This window comes from Psychrobacter sp. AT9 (genome assembly GCF_047272965.1).
GTDB lineage: Bacteria > Pseudomonadota > Gammaproteobacteria > Pseudomonadales > Moraxellaceae > Psychrobacter > Psychrobacter glaciei.
Window position 1 is genome coordinate 1,421,643 of sequence record NZ_JBKOTW010000001.1, and the last position, 16,770, is coordinate 1,438,412.

Sequence of the window (16,770 nt, forward strand, 5' to 3'; positions counted from 1 at the left end):
ATGTTTTTTTCCGAACAGAATCCTATCTTGGTGGTTAGGATAATTTGCTCATTAGAAAAAACAAGAGGTTCAGCAGACTCTAAGCTTAGGGCGTGTCCTCATTTTGAATAGCTGAGTAAAAAAAGCGCTTCACAATTTATGTGAAGCGCTTTTTATGTCTGGATTTATGTGACTGCTATATGTAAATCTATTCAGCTTGTTTATGACTGAGGATGATCTGCATCATGCCTTTCACGCAATTTTTGACGCAATACTTTACCGACGTTACTCTTTGGTAGTTCGCTGACAAATTCGATATGACGTGGACATTTATAGCCGGTCAAATTATCCAGTGCAAACTCTTTGATGACACTTTTGGTGACGTTATTATCCTCTGGCACGATATAAATTTTTACCGCTTCGCCCTGATGTTCGTCAGGAATACCAATGACTGCACAATCAATAATACCGTCACACTCGAGCATCACAGACTCAATCTCATTCGGATATACGTTAAAGCCTGAGACCAAAATCATATCCTTTTTACGATCTAATAAGGTGATATAGCCTTTTTCATCCATGCTGACGATATCACCAGTACGGAAATAACCATCGCTAGTAAAGTCATCACTACTGTCTCTGTTGAGATAACCTGACGTTGTGTTAGGACCTTTGACACACATCTCGCCAGCTTGGTTCAGACCCACACGATTGCCATCATCATCGATCATAATGACATCGACACTCGGAAGTGGCAAGCCGATAGTGCCGTTAAAATTGCGGTCAGTTACTAAGTTATTAGTACCTACTGCCACACCTTCAGTCATACCCCAGCCTTCAATCATTGGACAACCTGTGACCTCCAACCAGCGTGCGGCTGTTTGCGGAGTGGCTGCCATACCACCTGCCTGTGAGAGGTGCAGGGTGCTAAAATCTAAATTTTTAAAGTTTGGATTATCAAGCAATCCTTTAAATAAAGTATTAACGGCAGGGAATATATGGAACGGCTGTTTTGACAAGGTTTTGATAAAACCTGGTATATCTCGCGGGTTAGGTATCAAGATAAAAGTGTGGCCCGAGCGCATGCCTAACATACTAAGCATAGAGGCAAAAATATGATATAGCGGTAAAGCCATAACCAGATTGATGTATACCTCGTTAATTTCTGAAGTAATAGGGCGGAACCATGCTTCAGACTGCATAGCAGCGGCTACAATATTACGCTGAGTTAAAATGGTTCCCTTAGACAGACCCGTTGTACCACCGGTATATTGTAAAAAGGCCGTTTTATCCAAAGACAGTTTCGGCTTTTGGAATGGCAGGTTTCTACCTTTTTTGAGGACGTCAGGGAATTTGGTTACCTCATGCTTAGGATCATCAAGCTTGTATTTGGGTACGAGACGTTTTACCTGACGAATGATGGTATTCACTAAGATACCTTTTAGACCCATCATATCGCCCATTTTTGAGAGAACAATACGCTTAATGTTGGTCTCGTCAATGACTTGCTCGAGCGCTTGGGCAAAGTTATCAACCACAAAAATAACCTTAGCACCTGAGTCATTTAATTGATGGCGCAGCTCACGACCCGTATAAAGGGGGTTGACAGGCGTACAGGCGTAACCGGCACGCAAGATACCAATCATCGTCGGCAAATATTGCGGGACGTTTGGCATCATAAGCGCAACCACCGTGCCTTGAGGTAAGTCTTGAGCTTGTAACCATGCAGCAACGGCTAGTGACGCCTTGTCAATGTCATCATACGTATGAGTAACGCCCATACAGATACTCATTGGATGCATGCGGAAGCGATCAAAGCATTCTTCGTATAGCTCTACTATGCTGTTATATTTATCTGGGTCGATCGACTTCGGTACGCCTGCCGGATATTGGGCAAGCCAAGGTTTATTTAACGTCATAGTCAGCGTCCTTGCGAGTTAATATAGATTAAAGTTTAGTGAGAAAGCAGTCATATCCGCATCAACAAAATAAATCAGTGCTGACGTGGACTGGTGTCCGCTAAGAGCGATAACATCCTTATTTATCAACTGGTTGGTAAAATTTTCGCTATTATATGGTTCTAATTAACTATTTTTGGGGTAAATAATTAACTAAGATGAAAAAATGGCTGGGTAACAAAAACAGTATTTATTCCGAATATTTTTAATCTGTTATTTACAACCAAAGTATCAAAAGAACGATATATTTAAACAATACATTAGCATGAATATGGTTTAAAACAATACCAGTATGTGATACTGAGTAGTACATAAAATATACTAAGAGATACAGTTGATATGTGGTGTAGGAGAAACAAGTCTAATTATGACGAGGTTGATAATCTATCAAAGCGCTAGCTCAAAACTATAGCCGACTTTTAATAAAATAGATACGTCAATAAACATGTGTCACTAAAATTGAGGCTATGAAAATTTATCACAGTAGCCTGTATCAATTCTAAATTCAGCCGCTTATATTACGGTGAAAGGAACTGCTCATGTTTATTAAAAAAACGCCGATAAATAAGCAACGCGCTAATAGTGCATCCTAAAGTGCTGCTAACACAGATTAAAAACATCGTGACAATTTGATAGCGTACCGCTTGAGTAGGATCTGCACCCGCCAGTATTTGTCCTGTCATCATCCCTGGCAAGCTGACAATACCAACCACCAGCATAGAGTTCAGCGTTGGGGTCATACCATTGATGATGGCCGCTCGTATCTGCTCATGCACGGCTTCAAAGGGCCTGGCAGAGAGGCTGAGCATCATTTCAATACGTCCTTGCTGCTCATGAAAAGCTTCAATCAACTGATTGCTGGTCAATGAGATGGCGGTTAAAGAGTTGCCTAGTATTAAGCCCAATATAGGGATGACAAATTGCGGCGTATACCATGGCTGCACTCTTAATATCACAAAGATGGCGATACTGGTGACCAATACGGCTGATAGGCTGACAGCGAGGAGGGTATCGATGAATAAACCTTTGTAGCTGCGCTTGACACGATTTTTGGCTGCACCTCCTGCAATCAAGGTCATGATAGTCAGTATGAGAAGGACTTCATACCATTGCTCACGAGCAAAAATCCATGCCAGAATCAAACCGATAAAGCTCAGCTGGACTATAGTACGAATAGCCGCTGTTAATAGTGTTTTGGTTAATGTTAAGCGTAGTCGCCATGACAGGATAAGGACGATAATAATTAAGCTGCTGGCAAGCGCAATATCACCGTAAGTGAGGAATATTTGCATATCATCCGTACTGCTCATAGCTGCTCATTATTAATGTCGTTAAGGTGAGAGAAATAAGTATTAGGGGCAGTCACGATTAAAAGTCGATTATGAGATTAGCGCATTTTGGTTAATACGCCTGCCTGCATGTGCCAATGCCTGTCGGCTAATGGCATGATATCTTGTGTATCATGAGTCACCCACAATATGGTGCGCTGTGCATCGCCGCGCAACCAGTTAACCAGTAGATTCACTAGCTGGGTTGAGGTGTCAACGTCTAAAGCCGCTGTGGGCTCATCTAATAACAATACCTGTGGGTTTAGTTGCAAAAGACGTAAGGTATTGACCAGTTGGCGCTCGCCACCAGAGAGATGACTTGCCTCTTGTTGTAAAAAGTCAGCACTGCGCTCTAAATAGACCAACTGAGCGATATGCCAGTCGATATCAAAGTCAAGATGTTGATGCGCTTGTAGGCGATAGGGCATCTGTAAGTTTTCAAGCACATGGCCTTCTAGCAGCTGTGGGTTTTGAGCCAGTAGGGCGATGCGTGTGCGCCACTGGGTCGGCGGTGTATCATGAATGCTTTTATAACTGCCGCTATTTGATGCATCATGACGGCGCAAACAAATCTCACCGCTGCTCATCGGTAATAGTCCTGCAAGCACACGTAGCAGTAAGGACTTGCCACTGCCAGAAGCACCTGTTAAAACGGTTATTTCCCCTGCTAACAGTGTACCGCTAACGTCATTTATCAATATCTTTTTATGCGTCGGCAACCTCTGATCGGGGGTCGAGATTTTTTTAAACTTGGTCATCCATTTATCGTAGATGGCAGACACGCTATGGATTTTCGTTTTAACTGCACGTCGTTGATCATCAGTGTTGATTGGCGTGATACGTTTGCTATGTACCCAGAGGTGTTCAAATTCAACGATAGGTGTGTCAGTATCAAGGCTCATAGGTCAGAATCATTATGCATTTATAGACTGGTTAATCGCTTCTTGTAAAGCATCACGTAGCTTTTTTGGGACACGAATCGGTCGCATGGGCGAGGCGCTAGCCACGGCAGTATCCGACTCATCATGAGACACAGGCTCTGTCCTGACTTGATTTTGCACACAAGCGATGACGATTTTGGTGCTACTTAATAAACTGTTTTTAGCGTTGGTATTGTCATTCGTATGATCGGTAGAGGAGCTGTCTGAGCCATGACGATGAATGCTCTGGTAAAAAATAATGCTGGCAGGTTTTAATTCGACTTTATCGATACGTACATTGATGATTTCGTCTAAAAGAATGGCTCTTTTGTATTGCAAGTCTGCTTGACTCACGACAAAATGCTGTACTTGACCGTCATCGGTCTGCAAGAAATACCCATTTAAACCCAGTTGACCAAACCAGTCACGGCGGCAGTTTTCAAAAAACACCAAGTGATTGGCATGGTAGACTATACCGCCAGCGTCAGTATGGTTAATATAGACATTGTAGTCTTTGGCAAATAATGGCGTAGTTTCATTTGCTGTCGTTGGTAAGGCGTTGGTAGTTTTGCTAATAGTGGTTGTCATAACAATGCTCAATAATTATTTTAATAAGTGTTCCGTGATAGCCATGATTCGATACACAAGATTTGATAGCAATCATACGAATAACAACTACTCTAGCGTAAGATATCAGGGCGCGCAACAGCTAGGTCAGTCTGCCTCTGTTATGATAGGGTTTTATGTATGGTCACATCCCAGCTCTGTATATTAGCACCGTATTTTCATCAATTAGTATAGGATAATTTATGACCCGTTTTGTCAGTTTTAATATCAATGGTATTCGTGCTCGTCAACATCAGCTGGAGGCGGTACGTGAGGTAATCGATCCTGATGTGATGGGTCTACAAGAAACCAAAGTACATGATGAGCAGTTTCCACTAGAAAACATAGAAAGTCTTGGTTACCACGTAGAGTATTTTGGGCAAAAAGCCCATTATGGCGTGGCACTCTTGTCCAAGGTTGCACCAATATTTGTACAAAAAGGTTTTCCTGGCGAAGATGTCGAGGCGCAAAAGCGTTTTATTCATGCACGATATGAGTTTGATGGTCGTGAAATCGACGTACTCAATGGTTATTTTCCACAAGGAGAAAGCCAAGATCATCCGACCAAATTTCCCATGAAGCGTGCTTATTATGCAGATTTGATGGCTTATATTGATGCTTTGAAGGCGGAAGGGCGCTCGCTCATTATTATGGGTGATATGAATATCGCTCCAGAAGATATCGACATTGGTATCGGCGAAGTCAATGCAAAGCGCTGGCTTAAGAATAGAAAAACCTCATTTTTACCAGAAGAGCGCGAATGGTATGCAGCCCTGATGTCACGCGAGCTGACTGACACATACCGTCTGTACTATCCAGAGAGTACAGAGTTATACAGCTGGTTTGATTATCGCAGTCGTGGTTTTAACGACGAGCCTAAGCGCGGTCTACGTATCGACCATATCTTGTGCACCTCAGACTTAGTCGATGACTGCGTCGATGCTGGTATCAGCTATGAGCTACGTGCCATGGAAAAACCGTCTGACCATGCACCGATTTGGTCGGCATTTAACTTAAGCAAACCCTAATAGTATTCTGTCTATAACTATGAAAATTGAAAAATAAGGATGTCTCTATGGCTGTTGGAAATATTGCAGTACCGAATACTATTTACCCAATTGACGGTATCAAGTTAAGTGCTACTGCCGCAGGCGTACGCTACAAAGATCGTGATGATTTGGTCGTGATTGAGATTGCTGAGAACGCAACCAGTGCGGTCGTCACCACTAAAAACACCTTTTGTGCCGCGCCAGTGCGAGTATTACGTGAGCATTTTGCTAAGGCTAGCCCACGTTATTTGGTCACCAATACTGGCAATGCCAATGCAGGGACGGGCGCTGATGGCAAGCGCCGCGCTGTTGATATCTGTACAGCGCTGGCTAGTAAAGCTGGCGTGGCTGTCAGTTCTGTATTGCCGTTTTCTACTGGAGTGATTGGCGAGCCCTTAAATAGTGAGGCGGTCATCGCTGGTTTAGATGAGGCACTTGCCAGTTTAGCTGCTGATAATTGGCTGGCGGCGGCGAATGGTATTCGCACCACAGATACGATTCCTAAGCTTGCTAGTCAAAAAATCGACGTGGCGGGTAGCAGCTATCATATTACGGGCATGTCAAAAGGCTCAGGTATGATACGACCAAATATGGCGACCATGCTAGGCTATGTGGCAACAGATGCCAACATTGCAGCTGACTTATTACAAGAGATGTTAAGCGCCATTAATGAGCAGTCTTTTAACCGCATCACCGTCGATGGTGATACGTCGACCAACGACTGTTGTGTGTTGATCGCCACAGGTAGAGCTAGCTCAAATATTATCGACAGCTCAGAACATCCACATTATCAGCCTGTTTTTGAGGCATTAACCGAAGTATTTGTTCGTCTGGCACAATTAATCGTGCGTGATGGGGAAGGCGCTACCAAGTTTATGACTGTCAAAGTCACTGGCGGTAAGATGACGCAAGAATGCTGCGATGTGGCATACGCGGTTGCACATTCACCACTAGTCAAAACCGCATTCTTCGCCAGTGATGCCAACTGGGGTCGTATCCTCGCTGCAGTAGGTTATGCGGGTATCGAAGATTTAGATACCGAGCAAGTCGATGTCTATCTAGATGAAGTCATGATTTGCCAAAATGGTGGTGTTGCGCCTAGCTATACGGAAGCGGCGGGCAAAACGGTCATGAGCCGTCCTGAAATTACCATTCATATTGATTTGGCACGTGGCGACGCTAGCGATACGGTTTATACCTGCGATTTGTCTTACGATTACGTCAAGATAAATGCCGATTATCGTAGCTAATTATCGAAATGGATGTTAATTAAGGCGTCCTCTTAATCTGAACGAAAGCGATTAAATGGTCGGAGTAATGATTACTTCGGCCATTTTTTTGCAATGTCAAATATATATTGGATTGGTCTGCTTTTTAATACGTTTGACTAACATGAGTTGCAAAAGCTGACGTTACTTTACAAACCAGTCATAGAGGATAAGTCGTTTTGCGACATATACTAGTCTCAGTAAACAATAGACGATACTGCTGAGAAATTATCAGCTTTGTTTGGTTGTCTAAATTGACTTTGCCAGTATGGTCACAAATGCCTTACGTTTTGAGCGTCTATAAATGATTAAAACGAGCTCAAACGGGCAATAATGAAGATTACTTAACTGAGGATTGAATAATGAAAAAATTAGCACTTGCCGCATTGATGACTACTTTTGCCCTGTCAGGTTGTTCTACTATGGGTATGGACAATGAGCGTACCATGGTCGTTGAAGGTCAGACTATGAATGTTAAAGTTATTAACATTCCAAGCTTTGAAGTAGAGATTGCACCGCGTAAAGCAGTTTGTGATCTTATGACTGCCAATGGCACCAAAGTTGAATCAGAGTGCTTACAGTATCGCCAAACTTATCAGAAAAACTATACAACTCTAAACGGCAACATCCAAGGCTTCACTTATGAGCCAAATTACCGCTATGTTTTGGACGTACGTCAAGAAGCGATGATGAATGAGACCACCAACATGGTTAAGCCAGTTTGGATTTTAAACGAAGTGGTTTCAAAAACTGCTGAGTAAATGATCACACGGCCTAGTCAGAATAAAAAAGACCTCTAATGAATTAGAGGTCTTTTTTTGTCATGAGTGTTTATGAGAATCACATCACGACAGTCTACACCGACATTAATTATATTAGCATTGACTATATTTTACACTGACACCATGACTTGCAGTGGGTATGCGGTTATCAGCATAAACAGCAAGACCCCCACGTGAGGTTTCTTTATACTTATCTAGCATATCAGCCCCAGTTACTTTCATCGTTTCAATGACCTTATCTAAAGAGACAAAGTGCTGGCCATTGCCGCGGCAGGCGAGACGTGCCGCGTTGATCGCTTTTACCGCGCCCATCGCATTGCGTTCAATACAAGGGACTTGAACCAAGCCGCCAACAGGGTCACAAGTGAGACCTAAGTTATGCTCGATACCAATTTCAGCAGCATTCAAGCATTTGGCAGGATCGCCGCCCATAATCTCAGCCAATGCAGAGGCGGCCATTGCACATGCAGAGCCAACTTCACCTTGACAGCCAACCTCAGCACCAGAGATTGAAGCATTTTGTTTGATAAGGCTACCGATGGCAGTGGCATTTAACAAAAATTTATAGACGCCGCTTTGGCTGTAGCTTGGTAAAAAATCACGATAGTAATGTAGAACTGCCGGTATGATGCCAGCGGCACCATTGGTAGGAGCGGTCACCACTTTACCGCCATTGGCGTTTTCTTCGTTGACGGCGAGCGCATACAAATCTACCCAATCCATCGCTGCTAATTTATCGGTTTTTGTGATGGGTTGGTTCTTCTCCGCACACAGTTGTGAATATAGATCTTGGGCGCGGCGTTTGACATCTAAGCCGCCAGGCAAAATACCGCCATTTTCACAGCCCTGTTTGACGCAGTCTTGCATCACGTCCCAAATGCTATCTAAGTAGGCAAAAACCTCTGTTTGCTCGCGGTAATGACATTCATTCGTGAGGACTAAATCACTGATACTCAGCCCATGCTGGCGACATTGCTCTAATAACTCGGCGGCGCTATTGAAGGGATAAGGAATACTATCAATGGTGGGGCTAGCATGGTCTTCATCTGGATTGGTGGCATTCTCTTCATTAATAACAAAGCCACCTCCAACTGAGTAGTAGGTCTGCTGATAACGAGTACCATCTACCAACAACGCTCGAAGCGTCAGAGCATTAGGATGATAGGGTAGGACGGTATCATCGTACCAATAGATATCACGCTCTGTGTCAAAAGCAATCATATGAGCACCTGATATGTTCAGACTTTTTTCTGAAAATATGGGTGCCAAGTAGTTGCTGGTCAGACGCGTATCGATGGTGCTGGGCGTATGTCCGAGTAACCCTAGCAAAATGGCGGTATCCGTTGCATGCCCTTTACCGGTCGCAGCCAATGAACCATAAAGCTCAATCTCAATACTGTCTATAGCGGTCAGCTGCGCTTGCTTGAGCAAAGACGCCAAAAACAAGTTCGCCGCTACCATCGGACCGACGGTATGTGAGCTTGAGGGTCCAATACCAATTTTAAATAAATCAAAAACACTAATCATAATAAGCTACCAAAAATTTTAAGTGCATCAGCATAGGTTATCGATTGGCTTCAGCACTGGCATGAAAAATATAATAAACCGCCCCAACCAACAAGCACCGATAAGTGTTTAGTTTGGGGTGTTGTCTATGAAAGTATGTAAACATGGAAGTACATGTGACGAGTGAATAATAACTTTTATTTATTATTAAACTCCGTTATGATGCTTGGAGCCAACGTTTATGTAACATCCTGTAAGTTGGTTGTCGCTGTGAAATACGTCAGGCAAAAATGATTTAGACGGTAGTTCAAGTAGAACATATCCGACCTTATACATCTAGCAAAACATAGCTATCATACCAAATAATACTTTTGGTTTGCTACCTTACAACATAAATGAATGAATTGGGTGACATATTATAAGAGGTATGGTGTTGAGTCTTGGTTTTTATCGTTATTTTTAGCCACCTACTTCTATTTATTGACGTTCGACTTTAGCTCAGTTTTTATTCATCCAGTTATTTTAGCCTATTATTAGCTCCGCACACATAGGACAAGCATGCATGACATCTCCCACCGATAACTCCTCTCAATCAGACAAAAGTGCTGAAGCATTACCTGCTCATAATGCATTAGAAGCGGCTGGTATTTCCTCAGCAGCCATGAACTATCCAAAAAATCCAGATTTCGAAAATGGTCGTTGGTTTCCGACTTGGCGACCTTATGGTGGCGATTTAGATCGTGATCCGGTCGGTATCAATGAATATTTGCCACCGTCAAAAAGCATATTACTGGGTGTGCAGCATACTTTTGCGATGTTTGGTGCGACGGTGCTTGCGCCACTGCTAATGGGTTTTGATCCTAACCTCGCTATTTTGATGTCAGGTATTTGTACTGTGATGTTCTTTATGATCACGGGTGGGCGCATGCCGAGCTATTTGGGCTCCAGCTTTGCCTTTATTGGCCCCGTCATCGCTGTGACTGCGTATGCAGGCGTAGGCTTCAATGACAACTTAAATGTCGCCTTGGGCGGTATTATGGCCTGCGGCATCATTTATGCTTTGATTGGGCTGCTGGTGATGAAAACGGGCACAGGCTGGATTGAGCGTCTGATGCCACCTATCGTCACGGGTGCTATCGTGATGATTATTGGTCTAAATTTGGCGCCAGTGACCATTCAAGGAGTGTCTGCGAATCAGTTTGATGCTTGGATGGCCACCTTAACCGTGTTACTGATTAGTGGTGTTGCTGTGTTTACGCGCGGTATGTTACGTCGACTTTTATTACTGGTTGGCTTGATATTGTCATACGTCGCTTATTTTGTGATGACCAATGTACTGGCTTTTGGTACGCCCATTGATTTTAGTGGGGTGTCTGCTGCTTCATGGTTTGGGTTACCAAGCATTCATACGCCTCGTTTTGAGATGAGCGCCATCATCTTGATCGCACCAGTGGCGTTTATTTTGGTTGCCGAAAATCTGGGACATTTTAAAGCAGTAGAAGGTATGACTAAGGCTCGTGTTACCCCTTATATGGGTCGAGCATTTTTAGCGGATGGCTTAGCAACGACTTTTTCAGCAGGATTTGGTGGTACAGGTGTCACCACTTATGCAGAAAACATCGGTGTCATGGCGGTAACTAAGGTGTATAGCACTACGATTTTTGTCGTAGCAGGTTTGGTGGCTATCATATTGGGGCTTTCACCAAAATTTGGTGCAATCATTCAGACGATACCAGCGGCCTTGTTGGGCGGTGCGTCTATTATAGTATTCGGACTTATCACTGTTGCTGGGATCAAAATTTGGATAGACAGCCATATTGATTTTAGCAAAAACAGCAATCTAATCATCGCCGCTGTCACTGTCATCATGGGAACGGGTAACTTTAGCCTGCACTTAGGTGGCTTTGATTTGGGCGGTATCGGCACGGCTACCTTGGCGGCTATCGTACTCAATGCATTATTCAATCGTCAAAAAGACTGATTGATTGTCATTTAAGCATCACGTTTCAAATAATGACACGCCCTCATTAAAGCTATACGCCAAATAAAACGTAAATATAAATAAGCGTACCCGTATAACTATTTATATTTACGCTTATAAAACCGTGAAAAAAACCGATAGCGACGTAGTGCGCGCGGCTTAGGTTTTAATGAACCTAAGTAAATGGCAAACATCGTCAAGAGCGCGCCGCTCCATTGCAAAGTATTAATCGGTTTGTCCAGCCAAGTATAATCAATGACCAATGCGGCAATTGGTTCAGATAGCAGTAGTAATCCAGTCAGCGCCAAAGACAGCTTAGGGATAGAGTAGGCAATCAGACCCCAAGCCAAGCACTGCATGACCGTACCATAAATAAGTACCCAAAAAATCTCAGACCAACTGTTGGGCAAGATATTGCCCATGTCAAACAAAAACATCGGTACAATCATCGCCAGCACACCGCCGATACTGATTAATTGCATGAGCATAAATATCGGTGTGGGCTCGGTGTCATGCGTCTTACGGATAAATGTCATTGATGCTGCCAGCATCGCTCCTGAGACGATACCCGAGATAAACCCCCAAGTTGCGGCACTATTATGTGCAAATTCAGGGCTACCTATCATCGCCACTCCAGCCATCGCTAGAAATAGACTGATAAGCTGTAATATAGATTGCCGTTCATTAAAATATAAAAACCCAATCGCTGCCAAAAAGAAAATCTGTAAGCTATTAAGTAAGGTTGAAATACCAGGCCCGACAGCATAGATACTCTCGTGCCAAAGCGCCAAATCGAACCCCAAAAATGCGCCTGACAATAAACCATAAAAAATGGCACGTCTTGAGCGTGGCAAACGTTGTCCCATGATTTTTGCCAAGACAGCAAAGACCACTCCTGAGATGGCGAGTCGCCAAAACGACATGGCCCAACCGCCGATATCAACGTGCGCGACGATTAAACTGCCCAGACCAAAGATGATGCAACCAATAACTAAGCCAATAGGTGCAGAGCGTGAAGCGGCAATAGCCATAGGTTGTCCTTAGATTAATCACGTTTGAATGGGTGGCGTTCTTTCTTTAACATTACTGTGTTCACAGTACAATGCACACACCCCACATTGTCGAGGTTTTAGACTTAAAATGAAATGGTTGAAACATAATTTATTCTTATGATGACTGTATTTTGAAAGAACCGAGTATGGTAAGCGTGTGGGAAAATAGATGCTGATAGTCAGCTAACGTCAGCTATAGTGAGTGAAAAGTAATATCGGTACATCACGCACTGCTGACATCCATTTTTCTTGCTTGCTGTGCCTGCGCAGACAGAGGCGACAAAAAATTAATATCAGCAATACCGTCGCGTTTTTAAGATATTTTGACTATATATAATAGTGCTTATATCATCGAGCCACATCCTTACAGGAATAGCATTGGCGTGAAGGTCGCGATTTGCTAATCTGTCTTTTATTACTCTCTTAAAGTGTTCAACATAGTTTCTACTACTTTTAGCTTAGGTTTATTTATGCATCGACGAACTCAATCAAAAAAGTCGCTTTCTTTGATATTTGGATCGCAACTAAAAATGGCACGATATGGCATTCCTATGGGCTTATTCGTCAGTGCGCTATTTATGATGCCGACTGCACAAGCTGCCAGCTGTAAAATACCCAAAAGCTATTATAAGAATGTCTCTTGTACCGCGAGTAGCGGTTATTTTTTGGCAATCAAGGACTTCGGTGCGCCAGTGGCGCTACTGAATAGTAAAGGAAAAAAAGTCGTTGATTTATCACGCTATCAAAAAGTCGATGCAGATAAGATAGCTGGTGGCTTACTACCCGTGCTGCGCAATAGTCACGTCGGTTATCTCAACATGCAGGGTCGTGAGGTGATACCGGCGACCTACGACATGCTAAAGGAAAGTCAGGGTTGGGCGCGTCCGGTATCTGATGGACGTATCGTGGTCAAAAGAGACGGCAACTATGGGGTTATCGATACAGCAAATAAGACCATCGTGTCGTTTTCTGCGTCAATCAGTGATATTGATGATTATCGTGGTGGTGTGACGCAAGTACGTAAGAACCAAGCGACCAGTTGGCTGGATAAAAACGGCAAAGTGACTAGCAATCCAAATGGTAGTGACAGTAATAGTAATGAGCCGTCGTCTGCAAAGCAAACCGCCAATAGTAGGTCTGCTACAGCGTCAGCACAATCTAGGCAAGCAGCGCCCAATCGTTTTACGACGTTACAGCCACGTCAGCAAGATGGTCGATGGGGTTTCGTCGATGAAAACAATGTGACGATGATTACTTATTCATTTGATGATGCTCGTCCTTTTTCAGAAGGACTAGCTGGCGTGCGCATCGATGACAACTGGGGTTTTATCAATTTGGGCGGTGAGCTGGTGATTCCTTTTCGCTTTGATAAGGTGGGTGTGTCGAGTGGTGACAGTTATCAAGGCAAGCCCGCCTTTACATTTGCAAATGGTAAAGCGTGGATTGGCAACTTAAAAAATGGCAATAAGATGTGCATTGATAAAGAAGGGGTGAGTGTTGGTTGTGATTAAAGCGCTTACTCAAACTAAGATACAAAAAAGCGTGTCATGCTTATGAGTAATACATAGCATGGCACGCTTTTTTATCGCCAATGATTGACGGTGTTAACTGCGTATTAAGCCAATAGGTGATTGCGAATCAAATCAATCATATAAGGCTGATAGTACTCTGGGATATCGTGTGCCATGCCTTCGATTAAATGAAACTTAGCATTGGGAATGGTCTTAGCGACCACGCGTCCTTGTGAAGGCGGCAATAGCCCATCTGCACTGCCATGTAGGACGATAGTTGGTGCTTTGACTTGCTTGCTAAACCGGCTAATAGAGCCCGAGGCCAAGATCGCATTGAGCTGTTGCACGGTGCCAAGCGGATGGAAATTGCGCTGATAACGTAACTTGGCAATTTCACGCACCATACGGACGTTGACGTGTCCTGGCGTACCGACTGTTTTCATAAACCAGACGCTATGGCGCACAATATCGCGCTCAGAATGACTCTCAGGGCGATTGATAAGCGTATACAACTGCTTAGGCTTGGGTGGCTTTAGGAAAGCCCGATTGGTGGTGGTAAACATCAAGGCCATGCGTTGTACTAAGCTTGGATAGCGTGCCGCCACGATTTGAGCAATCATACCGCCCATAGAAGCACCCAGTAGATGTGTCTTACCCAGCTGCAACGCCTTAATCAAACGTGCGGTATCTTCTGCCATATCGGTTAAATTATAAGCAACCTGCGTACTCTTATTAGACAATCCGGTTTGCAAACGCATCATCATTTTTAGCTGACTGATACGCGGTAGGCCGTCAATCTGTACTTTGGAAGACAAGCCAATATCGCGATTGTCAAAACGAATCACAAAAAATCCTGCATCAATAAGGCGCTTGATAAAATTGTTTGGCCAAAATATCATCTGCGAGCCAAGTCCCATAATCATCAGCAGTGGGGGATGATTGGGATTACCGCCTGCCTCAACGCACAACTCAATGCCATCACCGATATTTATCATCGCTTGATGGAGGTGTTCGCTAAGGTCTGATTCGCGCCATTGGTGTTGACCAAATCGTTGCCAGTCAGGAGTAGGGTATACCCCAGCATCTCCAGAGGTTTTAAGCAATGCCGCATTATTGATATTATTGGATTTTGTCATGAAGTGTCCTAATTAGAGAGTTGTCTACTAAATCTCAAGCATCTCAAAATCAAGCTTGCCAACACCGCACTCTGGGCAAATCCAGTCTTCAGGGATGTCTTCCCACTTGGTGCCAGGCGCAATCCCTTCTTCAGGACAGCCAAGCGCTTCATCATATATCCAGCCACAGACGATACATTCATAACGTTTCATAAATAGTCCTATCGATCATTACCAGTGTTACAGGGTGTTTTTAGAGCGTCTACTGAGCATTACCGCTCATATTTGGACGGTAAAAACGCCCGTAGTTTAGCATATAACCGTTGTTTTGATAGTTAAGTTTACACTTGTATGTTGAGCTGACTCAGCTTTTATCAAGTCCATGATTGGCATTTTATTGATTCAGGCGATTGTATGATTGTTCGTCTCGCCGCTATATTACACCAAATTATGTTATAGTAATCGCCACTAATTTCACGGTGATGTCTGTCATTTATCACCGTCACTTATTACCATCTAAGCCATATGAGATAAGGGTTATTATGAGCGTTAATGCTGCCGCTACATCTGCTAATACCGAAATTGATCTGTCTAATATACTCAATACTGACCACCCGTTTTGGCAGGTTATTCGCACAGTACCAGACTTTCCAAAAGTCGGCATTGATTTTTATGATATCACCCCGTTACTGCGCAGTCATATTAATGCGGTCATTGATGCAATGCTTGCAACCTTGCCAGAAGGGCTGATGGATGAAGTGGACTGTTTGGGTGCTGTAGAGGCGCGTGGCTTTGTGTTTGCAAGCTTGCTGGCAGGTCGCTTGGGTAAAGGCATGATTTTGCTGCGCAAGCCGGGTAAGTTGCCACCGCCTGTTGCCAACAAAGCCTATGCGCTAGAATATGGTAAAGACACGCTTGAGATGCAAAATAACTTGCCACCTGAACGGGTATTGTTAGTCGATGATATTTTAGCGACGGGTGGTACACTAACCACCGCTTATGAGCTGTGCCAGTCAGCGGATCATACGGTCGTCGGTGCTTTGGTACTGCTGGATTTGGTTGAGTTGCATGGTGAATTCCCCGTACCTGTTTATACGGTATTAAAAGCTTAGAGAAATGGTTTTTAGCATAATAAAAAAGCGCGCTGAATAGTTCAGCGCGCTTTTTTGGTATTAATATATTTTATTTGGTATTTTATTGGTCTTGTTGATAACGCTCACAAGTTTGCTCTACTACTTTTCGACCGATTGTTTTTGGCATCGTAACCTTAAAATCCTTGGTGGTCAAGATGGGTTTGTCGGATTGCCAAGATTTGATGACCTTGTTGTCAGTGCCATAATTGACATAGGCTCTTTTATAGTAACTGGCATCTTTGCAAGATATCAATAACTGCTGATCGCTATGATGAATATAGCTTTCTTTTTTGTCCTTTTTGCCTTTTTTATCCGTCTGTTGTAACTGCGGTGGATAGGTTCTGCGAATGGATACCGAAATGTTTTCGACGTTATTCTCATCTATGATATTGATGTCAGAGCTTTCAATAGAGTCTGAGTCTAAGGTGAAAATCGAACCAGAATCAGTCTCAGATATCTCTACCCAGCTGACTGCATGTGCACTAATCGCTAGCGCACTACCTGCTAATACCACTGATAGCCGTCTCATAATCAAGCCTTGCTTCTTGTTATTTGAAGTGGGTTATAATAACGAACTTACTA

15 protein-coding genes are annotated in these 16,770 nt (G+C 43.5%); 6 read left to right on the plus strand and 9 right to left on the minus strand.

The window, feature by feature from the left end; translation table 11 throughout:
- Window positions 1–200: 200 nt before the first annotated feature.
- The 4 genes from ACMFL8_RS06110 to ACMFL8_RS06125 all read right to left on the minus strand — a co-directional run bounded on the left by ACMFL8_RS06110 (window position 201) and on the right by ACMFL8_RS06125 (window position 4,773).
- A complete protein-coding gene (locus ACMFL8_RS06110) occupies window positions 201–1,898 on the minus strand; it encodes an AMP-binding protein (protein WP_413190378.1) in 1,698 nt (565 codons plus the stop codon).
- Window positions 1,899–2,455: 557 nt separating this feature from the next.
- Complete coding sequence (locus tag ACMFL8_RS06115) at window positions 2,456–3,247, minus strand: ABC transporter permease (RefSeq protein ID WP_413190379.1); 792 nt, start codon at window positions 3,245–3,247, stop codon at window positions 2,456–2,458.
- Between the two features lie 77 nt (window positions 3,248–3,324).
- Window positions 3,325–4,167, minus strand: a complete 843-nt coding sequence (locus tag ACMFL8_RS06120) for an ATP-binding cassette domain-containing protein (protein WP_413190380.1) — start codon at window positions 4,165–4,167, stop codon at window positions 3,325–3,327.
- A 12-nt stretch (window positions 4,168–4,179) separates the two neighbouring features.
- Entirely contained in the window at window positions 4,180–4,773 is a 594-nt protein-coding gene (locus ACMFL8_RS06125; RefSeq protein WP_413190381.1) for a thioesterase, read from the minus strand.
- 221 nt (window positions 4,774–4,994) lie between these two features.
- Here ACMFL8_RS06125 and xthA point away from each other — a divergent pair, with 221 nt between their 5' ends.
- The 3 genes from xthA to ACMFL8_RS06140 all read left to right on the plus strand — a co-directional run bounded on the left by xthA (window position 4,995) and on the right by ACMFL8_RS06140 (window position 7,869).
- Window positions 4,995–5,819: an exodeoxyribonuclease III gene (gene xthA / locus ACMFL8_RS06130; RefSeq protein WP_189585038.1), complete on the plus strand. Its 825-nt coding sequence runs from the start codon at window positions 4,995–4,997 to the stop codon at window positions 5,817–5,819.
- Window positions 5,820–5,866: 47 nt separating this feature from the next.
- Window positions 5,867–7,090 carry a bifunctional glutamate N-acetyltransferase/amino-acid acetyltransferase ArgJ gene (gene argJ / locus ACMFL8_RS06135; protein ID WP_413190382.1) on the plus strand — a complete coding sequence of 408 codons (1,224 nt, stop codon included), beginning with the start codon at window positions 5,867–5,869 and terminating at the stop codon, window positions 7,088–7,090.
- Window positions 7,091–7,470: 380 nt separating this feature from the next.
- On the plus strand, window positions 7,471–7,869 hold the full coding sequence (locus tag ACMFL8_RS06140; RefSeq protein ID WP_010202007.1) for a DUF4377 domain-containing protein: 399 nt from the start codon (window positions 7,471–7,473) through the stop codon (window positions 7,867–7,869).
- 114 nt (window positions 7,870–7,983) lie between these two features.
- Here the strand turns inward: ACMFL8_RS06140 and ACMFL8_RS06145 are convergent, their stop codons facing one another.
- Entirely contained in the window at window positions 7,984–9,417 is a 1,434-nt protein-coding gene (locus tag ACMFL8_RS06145; protein WP_413190383.1) for an L-serine ammonia-lyase, read from the minus strand.
- Between the two features lie 541 nt (window positions 9,418–9,958).
- Here ACMFL8_RS06145 and ACMFL8_RS06150 point away from each other — a divergent pair.
- Window positions 9,959–11,377, plus strand: a complete 1,419-nt coding sequence (locus tag ACMFL8_RS06150; RefSeq protein WP_413190384.1) for a solute carrier family 23 protein — start codon at window positions 9,959–9,961, stop codon at window positions 11,375–11,377.
- Window positions 11,378–11,475: 98 nt separating this feature from the next.
- On the opposite strand, the gene ACMFL8_RS06155 is transcribed toward ACMFL8_RS06150, so the two are convergent.
- Window positions 11,476–12,408, minus strand: coding sequence for a DMT family transporter (locus ACMFL8_RS06155; RefSeq protein WP_413190385.1), 933 nt, complete (start codon window positions 12,406–12,408; stop codon window positions 11,476–11,478).
- 491 nt (window positions 12,409–12,899) lie between these two features.
- On the opposite strand from ACMFL8_RS06155, the gene ACMFL8_RS06160 reads away from it, so the two are divergent.
- Window positions 12,900–13,940, plus strand: coding sequence for a WG repeat-containing protein (locus tag ACMFL8_RS06160; RefSeq protein ID WP_413190386.1), 1,041 nt, complete (start codon window positions 12,900–12,902; stop codon window positions 13,938–13,940).
- Window positions 13,941–14,044: 104 nt separating this feature from the next.
- On the opposite strand, the gene ACMFL8_RS06165 is transcribed toward ACMFL8_RS06160, so the two are convergent.
- Both ACMFL8_RS06165 and ACMFL8_RS06170 read right to left on the minus strand, forming a co-directional pair.
- Entirely contained in the window at window positions 14,045–15,076 is a 1,032-nt protein-coding gene (locus ACMFL8_RS06165; RefSeq protein ID WP_194619774.1) for an alpha/beta fold hydrolase, read from the minus strand.
- Window positions 15,077–15,103: 27 nt separating this feature from the next.
- Entirely contained in the window at window positions 15,104–15,268 is a 165-nt protein-coding gene (locus ACMFL8_RS06170) for a rubredoxin (protein WP_010201990.1), read from the minus strand.
- A gap of 329 nt (window positions 15,269–15,597) precedes the next feature.
- Between ACMFL8_RS06170 and ACMFL8_RS06175 the strand changes: the two genes are divergently transcribed.
- Window positions 15,598–16,167, plus strand: coding sequence for an adenine phosphoribosyltransferase (locus tag ACMFL8_RS06175; RefSeq protein ID WP_210540601.1), 570 nt, complete (start codon window positions 15,598–15,600; stop codon window positions 16,165–16,167).
- A gap of 82 nt (window positions 16,168–16,249) precedes the next feature.
- Here ACMFL8_RS06175 and ACMFL8_RS06180 read toward each other — a convergent pair whose 3' ends face one another.
- Window positions 16,250–16,717, minus strand: coding sequence for a hypothetical protein (locus tag ACMFL8_RS06180; RefSeq protein ID WP_413190387.1), 468 nt, complete (start codon window positions 16,715–16,717; stop codon window positions 16,250–16,252).
- Between the last annotated feature and the right edge of the window lie 53 nt (window positions 16,718–16,770).